We start from the raw sequence: 21,590 nt of genomic DNA, 5'->3' as shown, positions 1-21,590 counted from the left end.
CTTTCACGTTGATTTTATCGAACCCCACGCTGTTCAAGAGCGGAATCGCTATACAACATAAATGTCTCTTGCAGCGTACGTCCGGATGACTTCTCCCAGATCACACTCCGCTCAAACGTACCCTTTTGGAAAAATCGTGGGAGACGTTCAGCGAACCAGTCCTGCATAGGCAGCTCGGACACCCGCTTCATAGGCACCCATAACAGTTCGCCTTCGGGCGGATTCTGCAATAATTGTCCCTCGAATGAAGTCGCCAAATAGTTGAATACCATGTAACGTAATCCTTGTTCGGGATCACAGAATTCATCGAGTCCTTTATACGTAATCTCATTGACCGTTAAACCCGTCTCCTCCAGAACCTCCCGCACAGCACCATCCACAATGCTCTCCGGAAAGTCTACCTTTCCCCCAGGAGCGATGTATCCCGGAAATCCTTTGCGATCCGGCCGATTCATTAATAACACCTGATCATTCACTTTGTCCCATACCATACACATCGTTAATATCTCTATTCTGGTGTTCATATTCGTCCTCCTGCTAACATGCACTTCTCTGCTGTACACTAACATTTCTGGGAATAACCTGTGTTTTCCTTCTTTATTCCCACGCTGATTTATTAGTAATTTCACTGATCTCACAGTACATTCCATGATGATATATATGCATACGAAAGGCGGACACCCTGTACATCAGAAGCCCGCCTGTTTTGTGATATTCTATGTTGCTCATTCCCCTAGCTTGGCGTTTCCAGTTCTCAGTTCAAATCCGTAATTAACACACGACGTTCCTTCCACTCAGCCCGGCGATAAGCCTGTTGCATACCAAATTTGCGGATACTTGCCTTCGGCACCGATTTATAAGGCAAAACGACCGTAAAGTCTTCATCAAACGGAAAAAAAGACAGGCCTACTTTTTCATTGGATAACCACTCTGCCTGAATCGGTTGTCTGGAACAGGCATCAAACGTGCAACTAAGCCCTTCTGCAAAAAAATCATAACGCGCAGCAGGTGTTCCAGGTTCCTCCATACATAGAAACAAACTGAGCTGATCGCAGAAAAGCATGATTTCCACATCGCTTTGCAGCCTCTGTTTCAATGCTTCAGCATTACCGCCAAGCTCTTTCTGCCAATTCAGCTGACGTTCATGTTCTTGCTGGAGATAAGTTCGGATGTCTTCATCATCCTGAGCATTAGCACCCAGATTCTTCTGAAATAGCTCCGTATACATCAAACTGCACAATAATCCGGCGTAGAGGTTTTTCTGACAAACCTCTTCAATCCCTTTATGGTAGAATACAAAACGCGGACGCAAAGGAAAATCCCGAAACGAATATGGTGATTGGCTATAATCATTCCAGAACGGAGCAGCATCCAACTCAATCCAGCCCCGGTCATGTTCTTTCGCCGCCAGAATCAATTCATCCCGATGTGCAGCGTCGGCTAGTAATTCTTTCTTCCAGTGGGAAGCCATCTCTCCGGCTACTAATCCATGCTCATGCTGTGCGGTCAAAACAAAATCATGCTCTCTCTCATATATGATCATATGCTGTCACCCTTCCGCATGGTATACGTTGACTTTAACATAAATTGGGTTAAACTTTCCTATAAGTTGGTTTTCGCTCCATTTTCACGAAAGGCATTATGAAACGGACAATGTAAAGGTGTTGTCAGTTTCCTGAAATTTGGTACACTAAAGGTTGTGTCCACAATTATATTACATACAGAAAGCGGGATCTCATGAATTTATACTCTCCTTACATCGAGTTTAACCGCAAGGAATGGGCTGAACTTAAAGAACATCAGACCACTCTTCCACTGACGGAAGCCGAATTAGAACAGTTAAAGGGATTGAATGAAGAGGTATCGATTCAAGAAGTCGAAGATATATATTTGCCTCTTACCCACTTTATTGACCTATATGCAAGAGTTTCACGAGAGCTGAATCGACTAACGGCCTCCTTTATGAAAAAAGAAGCGCTCCCCACCCCCTACATCATCGGAATCGGGGGAAGTGTTGCCGTGGGCAAAAGTACAGCGGCCCGCTTGCTTCAGGCACTGCTCGCTCGAGGCAAGAATAGCCCGAAGGTTGACCTTGTCACAACCGACGGTTTCTTATATCCCAATGCCGTGCTGCAAGAGAAAGGCATCATGAACCGTAAGGGATTCCCGGAAAGCTATGATATCAAATCCCTGATTCAGTTCATGGGCGATGTGAAATCAGGCAAACCCGAAGTGAAAGCACCAGTGTATTCTCATCTCGCCTACGATGTCATTCAAGGAGAAGAGGTGCAGATCTGTCAACCGGATATTCTCATAATTGAAGGCATTAATGTACTTCAGGTCAAAAAAGAAACGCCTTTGCTGGTTAGTGATTTCTTCGATTTCTCCATCTACATTGACGCAGAAGAAGAGCATATAAGACACTGGTACGTTGAGCGTTTCAAGCTGCTCCGCAATACGGCATTCCAAGACACGGATTCCTTTTTCCATCAACGATTCGCCAATATTGATGAAGAAGAAACCGTGCGGACCGCCAACCAGATCTGGCAGGATATCAATGCCAAAAACCTGCATGAGAACATTTTGCCAACCAAAGGGCGTGCCAGACTGATTCTGAAAAAGGAAGCCGATCACTCCATTGGGCAGATTCAATTGCGCAAACTCTAAACAACACTCGTGCAAAATAAACCTTGATGTTATAACTAATTACCCTTAAAAGGAGAGAAAAACACATTGCAAACCCTGATTATACTCGGCAGCATTATGATGTTCCTGGCTGTTGCTTTGGGTGCTTTTGGCGCACACGCGCTCAAGCGCAAATTATCCGCTGACATGATCAAAATCTATGAAACCGGTGTTCAATATCACCTCATCCACGGGCTGGGGATCATCCTGATTGGGCTGCTGGCAGACCGTCTCGAATCCTCTTCACTCGTCATGCTTGCCGGATGGCTGATGTTCGCCGGCATCATCCTGTTCTCTGGCAGCCTGTACGCTTTGAGTGTTACGGGTGTTCGCAAATTGGGAGCCATTACGCCACTTGGTGGAGTCGCATTTTTGGCTGGATGGGTTATGATCATGATTGCCGCCTTATAAGCATCCCCTATGAATAAACGAAAAGAGTGTTCTGGCTGATATCCTATCGCTGGAGCACTCTTTTCCTGTTTAATCTGTCCAGATTCTGCGAATGGTGAGCTGCCCTGCTTCTGGCCGTTGTCTCTCCAATACATACACATCCGGGTTCGAAAGTTTAGCCCACTCTTCATAGCCAAAGGATGGTTCATACTCACGAATAAGCAGTGATAACAAGTTCCCATGTGTAACCACGGCCCCATGCTGTTCAGGTCTGCTCCACAACTCTTCCAGAAGCGCTAGCCCCCTTGCAGCCGCGTTTCTGGAAGATTCCCCGCCTTCTTCCACCAAATCCACATCATCGTATGTACGTTTCAGTACATCCATCCAGTTAGGCAGATCCAAAGAGCTAAGTACCCTCTCCTGGAGACGTTCATCCGTATGTATATGTTGCAGCGTTGCCATGCCCAACGGCATAGCCGTCTGAACAGCCCTTTTCCACGGACTGGAGACAATATACGTAATGGATTGATCAGCCAAGATATCTGCAAGTTTTTCGGCTTGCCTGACCCCTTCATCTGTAAGCTCTGCATGGGGTTCCTGCCCTGTGGCCTTGGCGTGACGGATAAGATAAATGGACTGCATAGCGATCACCTCCTATGGTGTAACCTACATGGAGTTCTTCTCAAGATATTGGAGTGCCCTGTACATCTTCTCCTGCTCTTCCGGTCGGCCTGCTGAACTGAGGAAAGTGACCTGTTCCCCAATTCTGTCTCCATGCTGAGCCACCAATCCAAGCCGCTGCTTCAGATGATTCACGGTGCCTGTACTGCCATCAATAATCTGTATATGATCTGACAGAACCGTGCGCAGAATGGACGTATAGAATGGATAATGAGTGCAGCCAAGCACCACTGTCCCATACACCTGAAGATCGAGATCTGCCAGCTTGAGCCGGAAATAATCAGCGATTTTGCCCGGATCAAAATCCAGCTGTTCGCACCATTCCACAAGTTCCGGCAGCGCAATGGAATCCACACTGTGGTGATCATCAACACGCGATACCAGTTCGTTATACTTGGTTTGGCTCAAGGTGAGGGCCGTGGCAAATACAAGCACTCTCTTCCCACTCTCACGATTCATCTCCACGGCTGGTTTCACCGCAGGCTCCATACCAATAATCGGGATATCGTACTTGGCGCGCAGATCTTTAACAGCCAGACTGGTTGCAGTATTACAAGCAATTACGATTGCTCGGACATCCTCCTGAACGATGGCTTCCACACAATCAAAAATATGTCCTCTCACCTCATCCGCAGATTTGGTTCCATACGGGACATGCAAGGTATCCGCGTAATACAGGAATTTTTCTTCGGGAAACTGTTGTAATGCCTTATGCAAAACGGTCAAACCACCGATGCCTGAATCAAAAAAAGCAATTTTCTTATTCAAGGATTTCACCTCTATAATGTATTATTTCGGGTTCCAAGAACCTCTCAATGCTGCTCATGCTGACTGGAGGTGAGGTTTGTATTTCCGGCTCATCACACACTATAGTGCTTGACGACTTGCGGGAATCATTCCCGGTTACGGATCGTTCTTCTGTTCGCTGTTGTCTCCAAAGCTTCTTGAATAAACTTATAGATGTATAAATTCGGAGACAAAGGCGAACGCTATCGCTTCTTCAGAATCGATTCCGTCCCCTCCATTATTTCCGCTAAGTCAGATACTAGAGATGATAATGAACCATTATTCTACGTTTATTTTATACTGCCTGAGCCAGTCCTTGCCACTATGCCACGCCTCTACAGGGTTGTGCTCTCCAAGCATTTCGCTACTTGCCTGAGCCATGATCCATTCCTTAAGACCGTTCTCCGGACTGGATTCGAGTTGCTGTAACAGGAGAAGAAGTCCTTCCTTACCCGTATGCAAGATGTCCTTGTAAACCTCCGGGTTACCAGCAATGTATTCATTGGGATTGCTGCTGGTCAGCAGGAGAGGGTCACTAACTATCTGCTGCAGGTTGCTTTCGATGGTTGATGATAATACTTGTTCTTCCGTCTGAGTCGAGCACGCCGTTACCGTCAGTGCAATACATCCAGATAACAAACCCAGAATCCATCTTCTGCGATTCACTGGACCACTCCTTTCAACAACGAGTTAACGCAACAGGGAAGCTGTCTGATCTAACTCCATAACCCATAACATCTCCGTCGCGTGATTGCCTGAACAACCAAACGAATTCACCGCATGGGTGATAAATTCAGCAAAGCTATCATCATAATTATACTCATCTCGGTAGATTCGGATATGCGCTTCAATGACATACTGAAGGTCCTTTTGTAGGAAAGTGCGGATCATCCAACATCACAGCCCTTCCTCAACTCCACAGTTGTGATACTGAAATCTACACCGAACTGAATTAATCCCAATTTACGGGCAACTTGCTGTGAAGCGAGATTATCCCAAGATGTACTGTAGAGTGGCATGCGTCCACGTTCCTTGACATGATACTGCCAGCATTTTACCGTCTCCGCTGCATACCCATGTCCTCTATAACCAGGTGCCGTATAGAGACTTGCTTCCGCCCCATGTTCGGAAATCCGTGCGGAGCAGCACACTGCCACAGCAGAATCATCAATAACATAAGCCGAAACAGGCCATTTTTCATGCAAGAGATCTGTTAATTCAGGGAAATGCTCTGCCAGCAAATTACACTGCTCCTGACCAATCAACTGAACCTGCCGATTCCATTCGTCAGATGACTCAGGAAAGACATAGACTGGTCCCATCCACACATGGTTAACTGGCTCAAAGGTCTGCACCTTTCGAATCAGTTTCGGAATATCCAATGGAAGCTCGCATTCCTTACTCAATTCATCCATCAGATCCGGCGGTAACTGCTCGTGGTAATAGATCAGTGAACCGGCAGAAGCCAATCCGATAAATATGGCTGGAGCCTGCCCACCACCCGGCTCGTTAATGCTTAATAGACGCTGCTGCTCATTGATTGTATATAACGTGCTCGCTTGTATCTTCAACATTTCCATAGACGACAGGTTCGATGTAGGAGCCATAACTATGAAGTTAACCTTTGCAATAATCGTTTGCCTTCACTGCCTTTACCTGCTTCCTGCTGATCCAGAAAATCGGGTAATTCACGTAAATCTGACGGCCGATATCCAGCCCCGCATCCACAATTATGAAAGGTATAACCATGGCGATACAGAATCATCACTTTGGTCCATTGTTTGCTATCATTTTGTTTGGGCGCCTGGAAATCCTGTCCCATGCTAACCATAGACGCAGCACATTGTGGACATTTATATTCGAGTTGTTCCACAACTTCAGGGCGAAGGTCGTATCTGGAAACTTGTTTAAATGATTTGCGACAATTGAAGCATGCATAGATGTCTTTGTATGGTCCTGACATGGCATATCTGCACATCATCTGCACCCCCTTAATAATTTCCATTATACGGTATTTATCACACACATACGAATGGATTTTGCATATTTGCGAATAATTCGTATACGCGCTCCTTACCTTTGCATTGCAGCTTCTTTCCATGCCCCACCGAGTTCTGCAATCGATGCATACCGTTGGGACCGATCTGCGCTGACTGCACGTATCACAACCTGATATAAAGCCTCTCCGGCATCCCATCTATCATATGAATGGTCTTTCTCCCCACCCAGCAGCGCGAATGCCATGGCTCCCATATTGAATACATTGGTAACCGCATCTATGAGTGCACCCAGCTCGAATTCCTCTGGAGACATAAAACGGGAAGATCCCCACATACGCCCCATGGTATTGGTAAAAGAGCCCTTCCGATACAAGTCTATATCACAAATTTTCATGACGTACTTGTCAAAATCATAGATCAGACTGCCGTCATACAGATCAACAGCCACATACCCTCTCCGCTCCACCTCGATATGAAAATCAAGAATCTGCTCCATCGCGCCAATCCTTGTCTTCACCGGAAGTTGTCTGAACTGATAGTAGGGGGAACGAGGATCTTCATATTTGGCCGGAGGCGGAAATTTCCAGTGGTTATGAAGATTCTCCCCCTCCACCCAATCGAATACACAGACATACCCTTGCTCCGTTGCAAAATGATCCGTTAGTCGGATCAACGTGTCATGCTTCAAATCTTCATAGACGGAAACAGATGATTTCAGATTACGAATGGCTTCCGGGGGACTTCCCGTATGATTCGCATGAATGGTACGTGCTCCCGCATACTTTACGAACAACCTCTTTCCATCCTTTTGCACGATACCGAAGGAGAGATTTCCTGAATCCTGCTGATCGAATACGCGAAAGACCGTACCCAAGGGCCGTAACCAATCAAATGAGTGAGACTCTTTCAAGACAAAGGAAATACCGTCGATCTCAAGTTCAACTTGACCTGTCATAGGACACCTCCTGCTGTGATATCTTCATCATATTGAATGCTACGTATAAAAGTAATTCATATGCGCCTCATCATATCCCTGACCATGGACCTCCAGTGCCTTACGCTCAATGCCATACACTTCAAATCCATATCGCTCGTATAAGCGTCTGGCTGATTCATTCGTCGTTACCACACTCAGATTAATTTGCTTGATGCCTTCCAGATATCTTCCCCGTTCCAAGACTTCCTGGAGCAATTGCGATGCCAGACCGTTTCCCCGATATGGCGGAGCAACATAGACGCCCCAGATTATGCCTTTGTGCCTGAGCTTCAGGCCATATTCTCTCTTGAAACCCATCATTCCCGCGAGTGTTCCTTCTGTTGTATATGCGCCCAGGATATAATCGTCGGGCTCGTTATGTATGCGTTCCTGCACTTCATTCATGGGAATCCGAATGGATAATTCAAAGGAAGCCCCAAAGGCTTCAGGATGTGTTTTCAATGCTTCCAGTCGAAACGGCCAGTATACATCTGCTTCATCCCGCTTAATATTGCGAAAGATATAGGTTTCTTGCTTTCCATTTTCGTTCATTCTTCGACCACTCCCTCCATTTCATAAGGATAATCGATCTGGAGTTTCACATTTGCTGCCGCTTCCTGTCCTGCAAGCAACCCAACAACATAAATTCCCAGATCAATGGACGTGGCTACTCCACCGGCTGTAATTACGTTTCCATCCCGCACGATCCGGCTCTGAATAACCTCAGCAACGTACGGCTGAAGCAGATCATAGGTATACGGATGTGTCGTCGCTCTTTTACCAGACAAAAATCCAGCCGCTCCCAGCAGAAGAGAGCCTGTGCACACGGATACCTTCAGAGGAACAGACTCCGCTTGTTTCAACCAGCCTACAAATGCCTCGTCGTATCGCAGCTTACGCGTTCCCATGCCCCCGGGGACAAACACGAGATCATATTCCGACAGGTCAGGCTTCACTCGATCCACCTTCATCGTTAAACCAGACTCATCCGTGACCTGATCTGTTATTGCACAGGTTGCCCATGTTGTTCCTTTGGTTTGTTCAAAGAAATTCAACCGATTGATCACATCATAAAACCCAGCAAAATCAAGGAAAGTCAGTCCATCAAACAAAACGAATGCAATTTTCATTGGCAACCTCCGCTTATTTTAATTTGGAGAACTCTGGTTATGTTTTTGATTCCGATCCCGTTCCATCGCTTCCTTCACCCAATCACGTTCCGGCAGCTTGCTGTTGATTCGCAAGAGCAAGCCCACAATCACAAGAAGCAGAATAACAACAATGATTTCAAACACGAATCCACCCCTCTCTAGGAAATAGCCGCAATTGTGAATGGATACTGAAGTATATAATCTCTATTTTAAACCACGGGCAATGATCCATTCCAGCCACTTCCACGGTAGCAATGCTTTACCTATGATCAGCACACGCGATCCTTTGCCCAGCGCATATCGAAGCTTTGGTGCACGCATCCGTGCAATTCGTCCGATCAGATCTGCTACCTCCTGTGGGTCAGGTGCCGTCTCGCTTGCATGTTGGGAATAACGAAGGACCGCATCCAGCTTATGTTTATACGGAGAGTCCTCGCTCCGGTGAATCTCACCCAGACCTTTATTCCAGATCGGCGTACGATAAGCACCTGGCTCAACCAATACCACGCGAACGCCGAACGAAGACATCTCATGCCGCAGACTTTCCGAGAATCCCTCCACAGCAAATTTGGAGGCAGCATATGGAGCATAACCCGGAAAACCGGACAACCCGCTGACACTGGACAAGTTAACAATTAGACCTTGCTTCTGTTCACGCATCACAGGCTGGACTGCACGTGTCACAGCGATTAACCCAAACAGATTCGTATCCATCTGGCGCCGCCAATCCTCCATCGATACTTCCTCAATGAACCCGCCAACCGCAAATCCTGCATTGTTCACCAGTATGTCGATGCGCCCATAATCCAGAACGACTTTGGTTATAGCTGCTTGCACCGATTCAGAATCCGTAACGTCCAACTGCTCATACACCAAACGTTCTGTTATGCCTGCCTCTCCTGCAAGTCTGACCAACTCTTCTTTTCGGTTCAGGTCACGCATGGTGGCAACAACAAGGTATCCCTGCTTGGCAAGAGTAATGGCCGTTAACATACCGAAGCCACTGGATGTGCCTGTAATGAGAGCCACGGGATCATATGCACCGGATATTGATATTCTTTTTTCCTTCGTTTCTTCATTTCTATCATTCTCTGTCTGCATCCGTTGCTGTCCATCTCCTATCTTGTATGTCACCACTGTCATGCAGCCACCTGCTCTCCCCCAATATTTTCTCACCAACTCAATCAAGCTGTCTCTCCACCCTGCGCAGCTTGGTGACCCCTGGTTTGAACGCATACGGAACGAATCTCACCTCCGGCAAAGTACAATCCATCCTGTCTGCCATCTTGTTCAATTCATGCAACACATCAGCCCTTACTTGCTCCATTGCTGCATTTCCACCAAGTACTAGCGATACCTCCATCGTCCCGTCCCCACGTTGCACCACACGATAATGTTCAATATCCGGCGAAGCCGCAATGACGGCGCGAGTAACGAAATCCGGAAAGACCGGTACAGACACACCCGTATGCAGTTGTTCAAAATAAAGCGTATCATCACAGCGGCCTTCAATCCGCTCAATCGCTGTAAACAGAGAACCGCAGGCACATGGCGTTGCCGCCTCGGTCAGAATATCATTCAGCCGATACCGGATGATCGGCTGTGATGTTCTGGAGAAGTCCGTAATAATGGGCACGAACCGGCGGGTGGCCGGGTCCATGTACTCTTTTTCAATATGGACTATATCCTCATTCAAATGCAGTGTGCCATAACGACAGGTCGCTCCCAGGAACCCTTCTGTACACTGGTAGACTTGATGAACGGTCTGTCCAAAGACCTGCTCCAGTACCTTGCGATCCAAGGGGTCCAGCACCTCGGCAACCGAGATGATTTTATCGGGTACAGCGGTCAGGTGACCCGCCACATAGGCGTCCGCCAACAGACGCAGCATGGATGGGGGAGCCACCCATACGGTAGGTTGGTATTCTTCCAACCGTCTCACCAAGGTTTCCACACGTTCCAGAAGATCAAAGTACTGGAACTGTAACTTGCCGCGCTGCACCGATTCATACAGATTACTGTTGGCCCGCAGGAAAAACGCAATCTTCGCAGGTTTCCACAGCCCACCAGGCAGCAACTTGGCCAGCACCGTGCCCGTCCACGCATCCTGCTCCTGATCACTTACCAGAAATATTCCCCGGTTCCCTGACGTACCCGAGGACAATCCAACAGTCACTCCCTGAATGGAGGGTTTGAAGTCACGCGTTTCTTCACTTTCACCTGCTAGAGCCAACGCTTCATCCTTGGTAATGCCTACCGTATTCAGTGTATCAAAGTTCTCCATCATGATTGATTTGTCAATCAACGGAAAGCTTCTCCAGTTGGATGCGTCCACGCCACCCCACCACTTTCGGTAAAACGGAGAGCGGGCGCGGATCTGATGGACATGTCGAATAATCCGGCGCTCTTGCCAGCGCTCCAGTTGTTCTCGCGTTTTCCATGTTCGCAACCCGCGTGCAAGCGCATAATGTACTACAATACGAAGGGTATTGCTCATCGTTTCAGCCCTCCTGTGCCCCAAGCGTCCAGCACCTCTCTGCAGTGACTCGGCACTATCCGAATGTCGGGAAACTGCTGATGCAGCTGAACCAACTTGTCAAAGTTACGGTGGTATTCCTGTCGATCAGACATAATGATACCCGCGAGCGCATGAGGCCTGCGCTGTTCACGAAAAGCCCGACTCGACCACACGGCATCCGCGCACAGGAAATAATCATGTTCTTCTGTACGCAACAGAAGTCCCATCATGCCTTCCGCATGACCGGATACCTCCACCCCCAGCAGACTGCCATCGCCGAAGATATCGTAAACCTCATCATAAGGGAACGATTCTCCCGCTCTTGTCCACCGCTCAGGCTGACGCGTAACAGGCAAGGATCTGGCTACAAAATCTTCAGGCAACAATCCAGACAGATAACCTGCCTTCACAGCCGCAATCGAACCAAGGGAGCGCACCGCATCATAAGCCCTTGGCAGATAGATGAATTGTGCCTCCGGGAAATCTCGTACACCTGCGATGTGATCGCCATGAAAATGGGAGAGGATAATATACCGGATATCCGAAGCTTTCAGCCCAAGCCCAGCCAAAAAATGAACGGCACTATCCTCTTCACGATAGACAACCGGTGTAATATGACGATACAGTGCATTGGGCAGATGAGCCGTTTCCTTGAAAAAGCGGGAGCTATATCCCGTATCCAGCAGGATTGGTCCATGTACAGGGTGAATGATGCAGGCAAAACCTGCCGGGAAAGGCACCGGCTTCAACCGACCACCCCGCAGCGTCAGAAATTCTGGATGTGTACAGTAACCTGCTGCACCCAGATATAGTTCTACCGGAGTTGTTGTCAGCATGATCCAGCCCTCCACCAGTCTGCAAATTGTTGTAAACCTTCTTCAATAGACACCCGAGGGACGTATCCCAATCGCTCCCGTGCATCCGTAATATCCAATGTCTGCGGGATGGATAAGGAGCCAACGGTATACCTTGTCAACACAGGTTCACCCAGCGCAGGAATAAAGCCATGAACACGCTCGAGCAATGCTGCAACGCCATATGCTGCCTGATAAGGAATGTTTCGACGACGCAGAGGCATGTCCAGCATGCCAAACAAGCTGCTCACCAACTCATTAAACGCCCTCGGATCGCCATTGGAGATATTGTACGCTCTGCCGAGCGCTTCGTCCGGTGCATCACGGCACAATAACAGGGCGTCCACCACATTATCCACACAGGTCAGATCAATTAAAGCCTGTCCGCCACCGATCATGGGCACGCCGGATTTCGCATTGGCCGCGACAATTCGGGGAAACAACGTCTGGTCATACGGACCAAAGATCGCTCGCGGTCGAATCATGACCGACGGAAGTCCCTTTCTATGCCCTTCCATTACGACCTGTTCAGCGAGAAGCTTCGTGGCTGCGTAATGATTCGCTGGTTTGGATGGCAACGGGTCATTTTCATGTACGTTAAATCGTGGTATGTAGTTGAAATATACACTTGGAGTCGAGACATGTATGAATCGCTGTACATCATTTTTCAGGCAGCCATCCATGAGTTTCTGTGTTCCTTCCACATTACTTCCATAAAAGTCCCTATACTTCCCCCATGGTGATGATAGCGCCGCACAGTGAAAGACCACATCCTGCCCCGTACACGCTTCATTTACTGCCGCCTCATCCCGTATATCTCCATTCAGGAATCGGATTCCTGCCGACTCAAGTTCTGCACCAACCTTGGACTGTCGGCCCATGCCTGTGACGTCCCATCCCTCTTTTGCAAGCCGTATCGCGAGGTGCCTGCCCAGACATCCCGTAGCTCCTGTAACCAATGCTCTCTTCATTGTTGTTCACCGTTCCATTCTATGTCGTGAGTCAAAGCTTCAGTCAGTGAGATTTTCTGTGATCTTGCCAGACGCCAGGCGGCCAGCACTACCGCGAATTGTTCAAAGAAAGGCTGGATATCCTGCCCTACATAGACTACATCTCTGGCTCTACGCCACGCATCTATCCAATTACGGAGTTTGCCTTTGCCGAAGATCTGCTTTACTCCGCTTCCCAGCATGGGAAGCATGAGCATGGCTTTGCTACCCTTTGTGGGCGTGATCCATTTTCCTTCTTTGACCAACGTCTCCGGTTCAGTCAGTGCACGCACCAAGTCATCTCCAGGGTGAAACAGATGAATCCCGCTCGTTGCCCTCGGATTACACTCAATTGCATACAGTTGCCCATCCTGAACCACTATAAAATCAAACCCAATCTGTCCGCTAAACCCCGTTCCTTCAACGAATTGTCTTACCCACGCAAGGGCACCCTCATGTTCCACCTGTTCAAAAAATACACTGGCCCCCACGCTTCCTGTGCGGTAGCGGCTATCGTAGGTGGCGTGCGCAACCAGTTGTCCTTCGTGGGCTATACTGTATGTACACAACACCTGACCCGGAATGAAGGCCTGTGCAACCCAAGGCGAAGCAGAGGATAATTCCCCTTCTTCCGGAGGATCGTTACGTAAATGTCGATGCTTCTTTTTGCTTATGTGTCCTTCTTGCTCAATCCCGGCCGTACCCTCATCGATCAAACGTGCTGGCATGCGAACTTTGGCTGCGAAGCGGGAATACACCGGTTTCCACACCCAATCTCCTGATTCTCCCAGAACAGACTGAGCTTCCATCCATTCCTGCTGATTGTTGATCAGGCGCGTATCCGGAACTGAAAGACCGAGTGACCCTGCAAGCTGGATAAAATCATATTTATGGTGCAGCTCATGTAATTGCTCCATGGTTGTAACCAGAACACGGCAATATGCACGCAGTCTGTCTGCCCCTTGAGCAACATAGAAGACTTCTTCACACATGGGGATCAGCAGGTCAATCTGCCAATCCTGTACCAACCGTTCCAGTTCCGCCAGATAAGTACGTGTGTCATGACGCGGCGATGGAACCACAGCGTACTGTTCCACTGCACGGGATGATCTGGTCAGATGCCGTACGGCACTCTCCGCAACATAGACCCGATGGCCTGCACGATGAAGCATACGTGCCAGATCGAGCGTCACGGGAGCCCTTCCGCCTGTAAGCAGCACACGAAGAGAAGCAGCTGTACGATGTCCGGTTTCCCCAGATCTAGTAGTCAAAAATGAGTCCTCCCAATGATAATCCGGCAGCCGTGCCAATCATCAACACCCGATCTCCCCGCTGAATCCGCTGTTGTCTAATCGCTTCATGCAGACCCATCGGGATCGATGCCGCAATTGTATTGCCGTGATTTCGTGTGATGTCCATAAACCGATCTTCAGCAATGCCTAGCTTTTTGCGGATCAGTCTCATCGCCATGGCACTCCCCTGATGGGGAATCACCAATTGGAAATCCTCCATTCGATTCCCGGTCGCCTGCAACATACCACCCATGAATCCGGGTAAAAGTCTGGAGGCCATGCGGAAGATGGCCTGTCCATCCATATGAAATAGGTAAGGCTCAGGCTGATCTGCATTATAATTCGAAGCATGCTGCCGTGTACCGCCACCTGCTATCTCCGAGAAGCGAGCACCTCGGCTGTAGGTTTGAAGGGAAGCATGTACAATCTGTGAGGATGACCCTTCAGGCGAACGCTCAATAATAACGGCGGCTGCTCCATCTCCGAACAGGGCCGCACTCTCTTTATCCGACCAATTTAGTCCCGCTGAGGCAATCTCGGTGGCTACGAGCAGTACTCGCTGGTAACGTCCGGCATCTACCATATAGGAGATCACATCCAGTCCGTTCAGGAAACTCAGGCAGGTTGCATCCATATCAAAAGCAGGTACGCCCGAATCTTGCTGCCCCATGGCCTGCTGGATAAACACCGCCGTACTAGGCAACGGTTGCTCCTTCGTGCCACTGGTACACACCAGGCAGTCGATATCACTGAATTGTAATCCTGCATCCGCAAGTGCAGCTTCAGCAGCCCGCGCGCCCATGAAGGAGGAAGTCTCTTCACCCGAAGCATAATGGCGTACACCTACACCTGTGGCTTTGCTAACCCAGCCTGCAGGCACGCCCAAGCGGCGATCCAGTTCCTCATCGGTAACTTCCTGTTCAGGCAGGTACTTCCCTGTTCCCGCAATCCTCACTCTTCTAAGTTGCATTTCCCCAACCTCTTTCTGTTCATCTGACTGATATATATAAGTTCAGCTAATTAGTATTTACACAGACACTCCGATGACAGAACAACTTTCCGATCGCTGTTATCCCCAGATTTTTTTGATTCCCTTCTTAAAAAGGGAAAATCCGGGGATAAAGGCGCACGCTTCGCTTCTTCAAGTTATTTCTGTCCTCTCCGTTATCGTGTAAATGTTTAGTTGAACATATATAAATGAAATGAGTCCTTAACCTCAAATGGCGAAACGCCATTTGATAGAAGCCTTAAAATATATAATAAAGGGCAGATGCCTCTGCCCTTGCTGTTGTGTTTTCTTTTGTATGAAATATTATTTCTTCTTACTCAGGATCTCGGCAAGAGCGACATCTAACGTTCCGTAGGTGAAAGTGAAGCCTTCCCTCTCCAGTCGCTCAGGAATGACCCATCGACTTTTGAGAACCAGCTCTGTTTCGGTCTTGATGAATCGTGCGCCCAGTTCAAGCATCCAGCGAGGAGAGGGCAGCCCGATCCGAACACCCATCTGTTCTCTCAGACGTGCCATGAGCTCCCGATTTGTAACCGGATGCGGAGAGGACGCATTGAACACACCATTTAAGTGCGGATGCTCTTGCAAATAGATCACCATGCGGAACAGATCCTCGATATGAATCCAACTGAATTGCTGTGTTCCTGCACCTTGAGATCCTCCCAGGCCAAAACGGACCAGGTTCGTCATGGGCACCATCACGCCGCCCTCGCCCAGCACAATCGCAATTCGCAGTGCAATTTGACGTGTAGACGGCAAACTGAATTCAAAGAAAGCCTGTTCCCAAGCTTTGGCAACGTCGACCGAGAAGCCAGAGCCAATCTCGCCTTCTTTTTCCGTCATGGGACGATCTTCAGCATGTCTGTATATGGTCGCCGTACTCGAATTAATCCATAGTTCGGGAGGATGTTTACAAGCCAGGACGGCTTCCCCGAGAATACGTGTTGTACGCGTTCTGGATTCCAGAATGACTTTGCGATTCTCATCCGTATAACGGCAGTTCACCGATTTACCTGCCAGGTTAATCAACATCTCTGCTTCTTCCAGTGCCTCTATGATCCCTGTACGATCCTCCCAGGCAATATGACCGGGCTGACGCGAGATAATCAGCACCTCATAACCCAGCTTCCTGAACCTTTGGGCAAACTCCTGTCCAACAAAACCCGTTCCACCAGCTAATACAATCTTTTTCACGGTATCCCCTCATTTCCCATACTGGGTAAAGATTTCGCAAGAGATAGATCAACCTGTTTCTATGCATGCAAAATACAGATATTAGATTAAACACCGCTGGTGACCCGTTGGTTTGATTTAATTCGCACCCAGCGCCGTGTACAAGCGATCCCGCTCTTCGATAGCCCATGTGTGTGCAGGGTTTTGTTCCAGTTGATATCGGAGCTCATCATAAAAGTCATGGATCATGAATCCGTCCGGCAAAGTCCCAAGCATGGCTGTAAAGTTGTACTCGGGCAGTGTTCTTTTTCCTTCACTGATCTGCTTCAGCCAGTCCATCCACTTCGCAAGAGTAAGCACTTCCTCCTGCCATAACTCAGCCTGTAACCCAAGCGCATCTTGAAGTTGTTCGTACGCCAATGGATCAGCGAAGACGCGGCAGGCCTGAACAGCCAGTGCATACAATTCAGTCACAGCAAGGCGTACCTCATGCTCAAGTTCGACTTCCAATCCTTCCAGATAGTCCTGAACCTGAATGCTCTCTCCATCATCATATAGTAGCGGGGCTTGGGCCAACAGGCGTACAATCTCTTCCATTTCTTGCATTGAAACTCGCTTCTGCTCATAGAGAGCAGGTAATTGATATGCTGTAATGATCATTCACTCCTACATCGTTCTTCTATTAATGACCTATATTATAACATGGTTTGGCAATCATCTATCAGGATAACTTGACTATCCACTACAAGTTGTAGTAGTTTATACGTACTACGTAGTGTAGTAATATGCTCGTTATGGACGCATAACGATGTTAAGGAGTGTTCACTGTGAACCAGATTCAAAAATTATCCGAAACAGAAATGGAGTTAATGGTCGTTATATGGTCATGCGATCCACCCGTCACCTCGACAGAGCTATTAGACATATTCGCTGAGAAAGGGAAAGCGTGGAAAGCGCAGACCATGTCTACCTTTCTGTCCAGATTGGTGGATAAAGGCGCTCTTACCGTGACGAGGCGTGGAAGAATCAATGATTATAAACCTCTTCTACAACCAGAAGACTACAAACTACAGGAAACACAGCACGTGCTTGATGGGCTTTATCAAGGTTCTGTCAAGAATTTGGTTTCGGCCATGTATGACGGCGATAAGCTTTCAGACGATGACATTTCAGAACTGAAAAAATGGCTTTCGGAAAAGTAGGTGCAGATCATGAACATCTTTTTTGAAATTCTGTGCAGCCTGACCGTGGCTGGAAGTATCGTTGCCATATGTATGTTGACACTGCGACTCATACCTGTATCTGTTTTTCCGACCAAGTGGCTCTACAGACTCGGTAAAATGGCTCTCTTGTTCTATCTGCTCCCGGTATCCCTTGGCCTTTCATGGCTTTTGGGTTTTGCATTCCCTCCTACATCAACTGTACCGAGTATGGAGCATGCAACATCTACAAGCTTACTTGCAGGGACATTTATCTCGGCACAAACCATTTCTGTAACTACAGCCTGGTCCCTGTTATGCATATGGGGCATTGGCGTCATCGGTTTTTCTGCATGGCAGGTGTACTGTTATCGGAGATTTTTGAATGAACTATCACGCACACGTATACCAGTTCTCTATGATAGTGAAGCCGCTATACAGCTGCCATTAATCAAAGAGGCTTTGGGTCTCCAACGCAATATCACGCTTGCTCACAGCACGGCAGTACGGAGCCCTATACTGGTCGGCTTGTTTAAACCAACCATATATCTTCCACCCGAAAATACGGTAAAGATGGACATCAAGATGGTGATTCATCATGAGTTGGTACATCTGAAACATCAAGATCTGTGGGTCAAGGCTCTGACCTTGGGGGTTAGTGCCCTGCACTGGTTCAATCCCCTGATTCATATGATTCGCCGGGACATTCATACCTGGAGCGAATTAGCCTGTGATGAAGATGTGGTGAAAGAGATGTCCCACGAAGAACGAAGACAATATGGTGAGACAATTTTAAATGTGATGGCGGGAACCAAGAATATGCCTGCTCAATTTTGTTCATCCCTGTCGGGTGAAGGCAAACAATTAAAAAGGAGATTGATGAACATGTTTAACGTGAAGAAACTGAACAAGAAACACTGGATGTTAAGTATGGGGGCCCTATTGCTTATTACAGGAGTAAGTACATCCACCGCAGTATGGGCATCAAACCATACGGTTAAAGTAGAGGCCAAGGCTACTGAAGCCGTGCCTGTTCCTACCGTATCTGAAACTCCTGAAATCGCAGCTTCTCCATCTAAATCCGGAATTTCTGAAGCTGTAACTGCTCCCGCTGCTTCCAAAACGCCTGAAATCGTGGCTATCCCTGAAGATGAAGTTTCAGAAAATATACCAGCTCCTTCGACTACTGAACCCTCTGAAGTTCAAGTTGTAGAACCAGCCACAGTTCCTTCTCCTGCTGGATCTTCTGAGATGGTAGCCCTCCCTTCCGAGGCTGCAACCGTTCCTTCTCCTGCCTCATCTTCTGAAATGGTAGCACCTGCGGATCAGGTTTCTGAAGCTGTACTTGTTCCTTCAGAGAAGTAACACAACGTTAAGGAACAAGTACACCCATATATGCAAAAGGACGAAGCATAAGTATTACGCTTCGTCCTTTTTGCATATTAGATAAACGTTTTGATCGTAGCAAAATATTCACGGATCATGTTGACCGGCTTCAAATATCCCGGTGACGGGGCCGATATACCGTATTCTGCCGCGTACCCGTTCTTGGCAGCGATATATTTGGAACGGAACATATGATAGTCACTGGTGACAATCATGATCTCGGGGTGCTCCAATCCGGATTCATGAATGATTTTTTTGGAAAAGGCCAGATTCTCCTGTGTACTCGTCGAGCGATCTTCCATAATGACTTGGGCGGGGTTAATCCCCTGTTCAATCAGATAGTTTTTCATGGCAAGCGCTTCGGGAATCGATTCCCCGGGTCCCTGTCCACCCGATACAATGACCGGCGTCTGAGGGTGACTGCGAATGTAGTCCAGACTGGCATCTAACCTTTGCTTGAGGGTCAATGACAATTCCGTTCCCCGAATGCCTGAACCCAGAATAATGACATAGTCCGCTTCTTCCGGATCATTCGCACCAAGCTGTGTGAACACAAGTGCTTCAACAATGACAAAGGAGACGGCAACCACACCAAATCCGGTAAGGATAATCCGTTTCAGAATAACATGCTTCTGATAGTCAATCCGTCTTAGCACGATAAAAGCCACCGTGATCATTCCGAAAAACATGACCGCAAACCTCTGGCCCCAAAAGACCAGAAAAGCTACAAAACATGCCAACAGGACAAGATCAATGATCAGTCCGTTTTTCTGTAAGAACTTTTTCATCAATTCCGTAGACACTCCTTCTTGTACCTGCACTTCCGCAAATCACTCATCTTTCAGTCTGTTATTATCGTTAGTTTGGGCCACTGTTGTTGCCAGCACTTCTTCTGTACGCGTTGATTATAATAATCAGCATCCGTGAAGAACGGGCTTCGACGAACCATTAACGCATACAGATCACACAGACCATGAGGAGCGCAGATGTTAACCCGATCTTCTTCATCCAACTGTACGCCTATGGCAGTCACAATCTCTGGCCAATAGCGAAGAGCATCTTCAGTAGAAAGATAAGGATCTGTGCCATTGCGCAGATGCATTCTGGCCTGATTTTTGACCGACCACTTGGCATTGCCTGTCAACTCACGAAGCTGACACTCCAACTGTATGTCTCGTTCCTCTCGCAGATCTTGCGCATCGTAATAGACAACATCAATATCACTATGCAGCTCTCGAACAGCATATCCATGAAGAACATCCCAGATATAATTGCGAATATATCCTGCACCTATGTAACATTGTGGCAAATGGAGACCTCGGACTCTCCGCAGGTCATGCATTAATTGCTCGTGCTCCGCAATTGCCCGGATGAATTTCTCCTCATGCAACAAGTGGTCCTTCTCTTTACTCCCGATGCTCTACTCACTCCCTCAATCTATTCTACCTGCTTACTGTGCCTGCATCCAATATATCATGTTTGGGTGTCTCCGATAAAATGAACAAATCCCCTCAGGCGGTCACCTAAGTGTCATCTGAACAGATGCATCTTAAGGTCATTCACCTGAGGGGATTGCATGAAGAAATCTGATTCATTTTTTTAGTCAGCCCCACATCCCAATTAGCAAAATGCCGGCAAAAATAACGACGGAACAGAGAATACGCTTTTTCCCCTGCTGTTCTTTCAGCAGTAAAATACCGAGGAAGGCTGCAAATATCGTTCCTACTTCCCGAAGGGGACCCAGTCTTGCCATCGGTGCCTGCTGTAACGCAAACAGAAACAACAGATACGAGCCCGGATTCAGTAACGCGCCAAGCATAATGGTCGATCGATTCACCTTCCACTCCTGACGCAGTTGACGAGAAGCCAGCAACGCAGGGGTTAAACCGGCGACAAAACCAATGTTGGTCACTTCAAGTAATGATAAGGGTGAGATATGTTCCAGATTCAGCTTATCCACGAACACGTAACTGGTTGTACATAAACCTACACATAAAGCCATCAAAACCGGCTTCAATCCCGTTACACGCGAGCCCGTATTAACATCTCTGCTTCCGGCACCACTGAGCACCGTAAATCCGCCGAGCATACACGCAATGCCGATCCAGCCGTACAATGATAAGGTTTCACCCAGAAAAGTAACTCCGATCAGAGGTACCAATAAGGTGCTCGTTCCCCGCATAATCGGATAGATCTGAGATAGATCGCCGAGTTCGTAGGTCTGAGACAACAGCCAAGAGTACAATGCCTGCAAGCCCATCGACAGAATCAGTAGCGCATAGGCTGCCATGGATAAGGGTTCACGTGCCAATTCCACAATGAGTACAGGAAGCAATATAATCGTTGGAATCATCATAATGGACCACAAGAACACACTTTTATTCAGACTGCGCTTGGTAAACATGCTCCAGACGGCATGAGCCATCCCGGAAGCCAGTACCAGCATTATAGGTAAAATCATAATCAAAACGTTCCTCTCTACTCCATTACTCTTTTATATA

The 21,590-nt window shown here is 47.9% G+C and carries 27 protein-coding genes; 4 read left to right on the top strand and 23 right to left on the bottom strand.

The window, feature by feature from the left end; all coding sequences use genetic code 11:
* Nucleotides 1-14 precede the first annotated feature (14 nt).
* Nucleotides 15-524: an 8-oxo-dGTP diphosphatase gene (locus NLBNIHML_RS26075; protein WP_339240777.1), complete on the bottom strand. Its 510-nt coding sequence runs from the start codon at nucleotides 522-524 to the stop codon at nucleotides 15-17.
* A gap of 230 nt (nucleotides 525-754) precedes the next feature.
* The gene (locus NLBNIHML_RS26070; RefSeq protein WP_494353160.1) at nucleotides 755-1,543 is read right to left on the bottom strand and encodes a DUF3891 family protein; all 789 of its coding nucleotides are present in this window, start codon (nucleotides 1,541-1,543) and stop codon (nucleotides 755-757) included.
* Between the two features lie 194 nt (nucleotides 1,544-1,737).
* Between NLBNIHML_RS26070 and coaA the strand changes: the two genes are divergently transcribed.
* Both coaA and NLBNIHML_RS26060 read left to right on the top strand, forming a co-directional pair.
* Nucleotides 1,738-2,667, top strand: coding sequence for a type I pantothenate kinase (coaA, locus tag NLBNIHML_RS26065; RefSeq protein ID WP_339259986.1), 930 nt, complete (start codon nucleotides 1,738-1,740; stop codon nucleotides 2,665-2,667).
* 66 nt (nucleotides 2,668-2,733) lie between these two features.
* Entirely contained in the window at nucleotides 2,734-3,096 is a 363-nt protein-coding gene (locus tag NLBNIHML_RS26060; RefSeq protein WP_307538348.1) for a DUF423 domain-containing protein, read from the top strand.
* 69 nt (nucleotides 3,097-3,165) lie between these two features.
* Here the strand turns inward: NLBNIHML_RS26060 and NLBNIHML_RS26055 are convergent, their stop codons facing one another.
* The 18 genes from NLBNIHML_RS26055 to NLBNIHML_RS25970 all read right to left on the bottom strand — a co-directional run bounded on the left by NLBNIHML_RS26055 (nucleotide 3,166) and on the right by NLBNIHML_RS25970 (nucleotide 17,164).
* Nucleotides 3,166-3,717: a histidine phosphatase family protein gene (locus NLBNIHML_RS26055; RefSeq protein WP_494353159.1), complete on the bottom strand. Its 552-nt coding sequence runs from the start codon at nucleotides 3,715-3,717 to the stop codon at nucleotides 3,166-3,168.
* A gap of 24 nt (nucleotides 3,718-3,741) precedes the next feature.
* Entirely contained in the window at nucleotides 3,742-4,524 is a 783-nt protein-coding gene (gene murI / locus NLBNIHML_RS26050) for a glutamate racemase (protein WP_494353158.1), read from the bottom strand.
* 297 nt (nucleotides 4,525-4,821) lie between these two features.
* A complete protein-coding gene (locus tag NLBNIHML_RS26045; RefSeq protein WP_494353157.1) occupies nucleotides 4,822-5,208 on the bottom strand; it encodes a hypothetical protein in 387 nt (128 codons plus the stop codon).
* 24 nt (nucleotides 5,209-5,232) lie between these two features.
* On the bottom strand, nucleotides 5,233-5,433 hold the full coding sequence (locus tag NLBNIHML_RS26040) for a hypothetical protein (RefSeq protein ID WP_342572383.1): 201 nt from the start codon (nucleotides 5,431-5,433) through the stop codon (nucleotides 5,233-5,235).
* Nucleotides 5,430-6,149: a GNAT family N-acetyltransferase gene (locus NLBNIHML_RS26035; protein WP_494353156.1), complete on the bottom strand. Its 720-nt coding sequence runs from the start codon at nucleotides 6,147-6,149 to the stop codon at nucleotides 5,430-5,432. Before NLBNIHML_RS26035 ends, NLBNIHML_RS26040 begins: the two co-directional genes overlap by 4 nt.
* A 2-nt stretch (nucleotides 6,150-6,151) precedes the next feature.
* On the bottom strand, nucleotides 6,152-6,523 hold the full coding sequence (locus NLBNIHML_RS26030; protein ID WP_339240764.1) for a hypothetical protein: 372 nt from the start codon (nucleotides 6,521-6,523) through the stop codon (nucleotides 6,152-6,154).
* A gap of 92 nt (nucleotides 6,524-6,615) precedes the next feature.
* A complete protein-coding gene (locus tag NLBNIHML_RS26025) occupies nucleotides 6,616-7,497 on the bottom strand; it encodes a serine/threonine-protein kinase (RefSeq protein ID WP_494353155.1) in 882 nt (293 codons plus the stop codon).
* A 39-nt stretch (nucleotides 7,498-7,536) separates the two neighbouring features.
* The gene (locus NLBNIHML_RS26020) at nucleotides 7,537-8,070 is read right to left on the bottom strand and encodes a GNAT family N-acetyltransferase (protein ID WP_494353154.1); all 534 of its coding nucleotides are present in this window, start codon (nucleotides 8,068-8,070) and stop codon (nucleotides 7,537-7,539) included.
* Entirely contained in the window at nucleotides 8,067-8,648 is a 582-nt protein-coding gene (locus NLBNIHML_RS26015; protein WP_342572379.1) for a DJ-1/PfpI family protein, read from the bottom strand. The genes NLBNIHML_RS26020 and NLBNIHML_RS26015 overlap by 4 nt, the downstream gene beginning before the upstream one ends.
* Before the next feature lie 18 nt (nucleotides 8,649-8,666).
* Nucleotides 8,667-8,813 carry a hypothetical protein gene (locus NLBNIHML_RS26010; protein ID WP_339259969.1) on the bottom strand — a complete coding sequence of 49 codons (147 nt, stop codon included), beginning with the start codon at nucleotides 8,811-8,813 and terminating at the stop codon, nucleotides 8,667-8,669.
* A 60-nt stretch (nucleotides 8,814-8,873) separates the two neighbouring features.
* The gene (locus tag NLBNIHML_RS26005; protein ID WP_494353153.1) at nucleotides 8,874-9,812 is read right to left on the bottom strand and encodes an SDR family oxidoreductase; all 939 of its coding nucleotides are present in this window, start codon (nucleotides 9,810-9,812) and stop codon (nucleotides 8,874-8,876) included.
* Nucleotides 9,813-9,849: 37 nt separating this feature from the next.
* Entirely contained in the window at nucleotides 9,850-11,166 is a 1,317-nt protein-coding gene (locus NLBNIHML_RS26000; RefSeq protein ID WP_494353152.1) for a F390 synthetase-related protein, read from the bottom strand.
* The gene (locus tag NLBNIHML_RS25995; RefSeq protein ID WP_494353151.1) at nucleotides 11,163-12,023 is read right to left on the bottom strand and encodes an MBL fold metallo-hydrolase; all 861 of its coding nucleotides are present in this window, start codon (nucleotides 12,021-12,023) and stop codon (nucleotides 11,163-11,165) included. Before NLBNIHML_RS25995 ends, NLBNIHML_RS26000 begins: the two co-directional genes overlap by 4 nt.
* Complete coding sequence (locus NLBNIHML_RS25990) at nucleotides 12,017-13,012, bottom strand: NAD-dependent epimerase/dehydratase family protein (protein ID WP_494353150.1); 996 nt, start codon at nucleotides 13,010-13,012, stop codon at nucleotides 12,017-12,019. The genes NLBNIHML_RS25995 and NLBNIHML_RS25990 overlap by 7 nt, the downstream gene beginning before the upstream one ends.
* A complete protein-coding gene (locus NLBNIHML_RS25985; RefSeq protein ID WP_494353149.1) occupies nucleotides 13,009-14,301 on the bottom strand; it encodes an ATP-grasp domain-containing protein in 1,293 nt (430 codons plus the stop codon). Before NLBNIHML_RS25985 ends, NLBNIHML_RS25990 begins: the two co-directional genes overlap by 4 nt.
* Nucleotides 14,291-15,292: a beta-ketoacyl-ACP synthase III gene (locus NLBNIHML_RS25980; RefSeq protein WP_339240748.1), complete on the bottom strand. Its 1,002-nt coding sequence runs from the start codon at nucleotides 15,290-15,292 to the stop codon at nucleotides 14,291-14,293. The genes NLBNIHML_RS25985 and NLBNIHML_RS25980 overlap by 11 nt, the downstream gene beginning before the upstream one ends.
* A 342-nt stretch (nucleotides 15,293-15,634) precedes the next feature.
* Entirely contained in the window at nucleotides 15,635-16,525 is an 891-nt protein-coding gene (locus NLBNIHML_RS25975; protein ID WP_494353148.1) for a TIGR01777 family oxidoreductase, read from the bottom strand.
* Between the two features lie 117 nt (nucleotides 16,526-16,642).
* Nucleotides 16,643-17,164: a hypothetical protein gene (locus tag NLBNIHML_RS25970; RefSeq protein ID WP_494353147.1), complete on the bottom strand. Its 522-nt coding sequence runs from the start codon at nucleotides 17,162-17,164 to the stop codon at nucleotides 16,643-16,645.
* A gap of 167 nt (nucleotides 17,165-17,331) precedes the next feature.
* Between NLBNIHML_RS25970 and NLBNIHML_RS25965 the strand changes: the two genes are divergently transcribed.
* Nucleotides 17,332-17,706 (top strand): BlaI/MecI/CopY family transcriptional regulator, encoded by a 375-nt coding sequence (locus NLBNIHML_RS25965; RefSeq protein WP_339240744.1) that lies wholly within the window; start codon nucleotides 17,332-17,334, stop codon nucleotides 17,704-17,706.
* Between the two features lie 9 nt (nucleotides 17,707-17,715).
* Nucleotides 17,716-19,068, top strand: coding sequence for a M56 family metallopeptidase (locus NLBNIHML_RS25960; protein ID WP_342572374.1), 1,353 nt, complete (start codon nucleotides 17,716-17,718; stop codon nucleotides 19,066-19,068).
* Nucleotides 19,069-19,145: 77 nt separating this feature from the next.
* On the opposite strand, the gene NLBNIHML_RS25955 is transcribed toward NLBNIHML_RS25960, so the two are convergent.
* The 3 genes from NLBNIHML_RS25955 to NLBNIHML_RS25945 all read right to left on the bottom strand — a co-directional run bounded on the left by NLBNIHML_RS25955 (nucleotide 19,146) and on the right by NLBNIHML_RS25945 (nucleotide 21,550).
* Nucleotides 19,146-19,877 (bottom strand): YdcF family protein, encoded by a 732-nt coding sequence (locus tag NLBNIHML_RS25955; RefSeq protein WP_339259953.1) that lies wholly within the window; start codon nucleotides 19,875-19,877, stop codon nucleotides 19,146-19,148.
* A 53-nt stretch (nucleotides 19,878-19,930) separates the two neighbouring features.
* Nucleotides 19,931-20,479: a nucleotidyltransferase family protein gene (locus tag NLBNIHML_RS25950; RefSeq protein WP_472479166.1), complete on the bottom strand. Its 549-nt coding sequence runs from the start codon at nucleotides 20,477-20,479 to the stop codon at nucleotides 19,931-19,933.
* Nucleotides 20,480-20,692: 213 nt separating this feature from the next.
* Entirely contained in the window at nucleotides 20,693-21,550 is an 858-nt protein-coding gene (locus NLBNIHML_RS25945) for a DMT family transporter (RefSeq protein ID WP_339259949.1), read from the bottom strand.
* Nucleotides 21,551-21,590: the final 40 nt, after the last annotated feature.

It is taken from the genome of Paenibacillus sp. JNU01, from assembly GCF_059130585.1.
This window is presented reverse-complemented; position numbering and strand designations above follow the sequence as displayed.

Bases quoted from the DNA above. Each gene is read 5' to 3' on its own strand.
- NLBNIHML_RS26075 (WP_339240777.1), bottom strand. From the start codon at position 524: ATGAACACCAGAATAGAGATATTAACGATGTGTATGGTATGGGACAAA.
- NLBNIHML_RS26070 (WP_494353160.1), bottom strand. From the start codon at position 1,543: ATGATCATATATGAGAGAGAGCATGATTTTGTTTTGACCGCACAGCAT.
- coaA (WP_339259986.1), top strand. From the start codon at position 1,738: ATGAATTTATACTCTCCTTACATCGAGTTTAACCGCAAGGAATGGGCT.
- NLBNIHML_RS26055 (WP_494353159.1), bottom strand. From the start codon at position 3,717: ATGCAGTCCATTTATCTTATCCGTCACGCCAAGGCCACAGGGCAGGAA.
- NLBNIHML_RS26040 (WP_342572383.1), bottom strand. From the start codon at position 5,433: ATGATCCGCACTTTCCTACAAAAGGACCTTCAGTATGTCATTGAAGCG.
- NLBNIHML_RS26035 (WP_494353156.1), bottom strand. From the start codon at position 6,149: ATGGCTCCTACATCGAACCTGTCGTCTATGGAAATGTTGAAGATACAA.
- NLBNIHML_RS26030 (WP_339240764.1), bottom strand. From the start codon at position 6,523: ATGATGTGCAGATATGCCATGTCAGGACCATACAAAGACATCTATGCA.
- NLBNIHML_RS26025 (WP_494353155.1), bottom strand. From the start codon at position 7,497: ATGACAGGTCAAGTTGAACTTGAGATCGACGGTATTTCCTTTGTCTTG.
- NLBNIHML_RS26020 (WP_494353154.1), bottom strand. From the start codon at position 8,070: ATGAACGAAAATGGAAAGCAAGAAACCTATATCTTTCGCAATATTAAG.
- NLBNIHML_RS26015 (WP_342572379.1), bottom strand. From the start codon at position 8,648: ATGAAAATTGCATTCGTTTTGTTTGATGGACTGACTTTCCTTGATTTT.
- NLBNIHML_RS26005 (WP_494353153.1), bottom strand. From the start codon at position 9,812: ATGACAGTGGTGACATACAAGATAGGAGATGGACAGCAACGGATGCAG.
- NLBNIHML_RS26000 (WP_494353152.1), bottom strand. From the start codon at position 11,166: ATGAGCAATACCCTTCGTATTGTAGTACATTATGCGCTTGCACGCGGG.
- NLBNIHML_RS25995 (WP_494353151.1), bottom strand. From the start codon at position 12,023: ATGCTGACAACAACTCCGGTAGAACTATATCTGGGTGCAGCAGGTTAC.
- NLBNIHML_RS25990 (WP_494353150.1), bottom strand. From the start codon at position 13,012: ATGAAGAGAGCATTGGTTACAGGAGCTACGGGATGTCTGGGCAGGCAC.
- NLBNIHML_RS25980 (WP_339240748.1), bottom strand. From the start codon at position 15,292: ATGCAACTTAGAAGAGTGAGGATTGCGGGAACAGGGAAGTACCTGCCT.
- NLBNIHML_RS25970 (WP_494353147.1), bottom strand. From the start codon at position 17,164: ATGATCATTACAGCATATCAATTACCTGCTCTCTATGAGCAGAAGCGA.
- NLBNIHML_RS25960 (WP_342572374.1), top strand. From the start codon at position 17,716: ATGAACATCTTTTTTGAAATTCTGTGCAGCCTGACCGTGGCTGGAAGT.
- NLBNIHML_RS25955 (WP_339259953.1), bottom strand. From the start codon at position 19,877: ATGAAAAAGTTCTTACAGAAAAACGGACTGATCATTGATCTTGTCCTG.
- NLBNIHML_RS25945 (WP_339259949.1), bottom strand. From the start codon at position 21,550: ATGATTTTACCTATAATGCTGGTACTGGCTTCCGGGATGGCTCATGCC.